Origin of the sequence: Comamonas sp. A7-5, from assembly GCF_039581385.1 — a bacterium.
Classification (GTDB): domain Bacteria; phylum Pseudomonadota; class Gammaproteobacteria; order Burkholderiales; family Burkholderiaceae_C; genus Comamonas; species Comamonas thiooxydans.
The window spans coordinates 1-723 of sequence record NZ_JBCPWO010000054.1 but is presented as its reverse complement, the minus strand read 5'-3'; the positions used below and the strand labels follow the sequence as shown (position 1 = coordinate 723).

General features: G+C 65.8%; 1 protein-coding gene. It reads right to left on the bottom strand.

The genetic code is table 11. The features are described 5' to 3' along the window. Positions 1 to 9: 9 nt before the first annotated feature. Positions 10 to 723, bottom strand: a 714-nt coding sequence (locus AAIL67_RS24710) for a hypothetical protein (RefSeq protein WP_343485402.1), incomplete at its 5' end; no start/stop codon positions are given.

Here is a 723-nt window from a genome sequence, read left to right as displayed (position 1 = left end):
GGAGATGAGTTAGGGAATCAGCGCCGCACGGCCGTCCACATAGACGGCTTCGCCGTTGTCGGGTTTGAGCACTTCCACATCGAAGCCGAACTGGCTGTAGTCGGTGCCGTCCTGAATCAGCGGCAGCTCGCCCGTGGGCGACAGCGCCACGCTGGGGAACCACCAGTCGCGATTGGTGCCGTGGGCGTTGTCGGCAATCAGCTGCAGCGCGCCCTTGAGATCCGCGCCATTGCCGGACTTGATGCGCTCCCAGCTGATCTCGGCTGCCGTGTAGCCCACCAGCACCTCGGTGGCCGCATCGATCTCGCCGCCCTCTGCGATCTGCAGCAGGCCCAGGTCGGCGTCCACCGTGTAATCGGTGCCCGCTGCAAAGGTCGTGGTGCCGTCCTTGCTTTTGACGGTGACGGCACTCAGCTTGCGCGCCCCCGTGGGGGCCGCTGCGGTCACGCCCAAGCGGTAGATGCCGCCTGGCTCCACCGTGTGCGCCTCGTCCGTCACCGTGGCAGATGCCTGTGTGTGGGTCTCTGCCGTGCCGGACAGAAACATGCGCAGGTTGCTGCCACTGATGTTGTCGGTGGTGATGGCCGCCTTGCGGGTGATCTCGATCAGGACTTCTTCGTCCTTCTCGCGCAGGCCGCCCTGCGAGCTGTAATGCGGGGCCTTGTCGCCCTCCACGCTCAAAGAGAAGGCCGGGCAGTTGCCGAACTGGCGACCGCCCAGCAG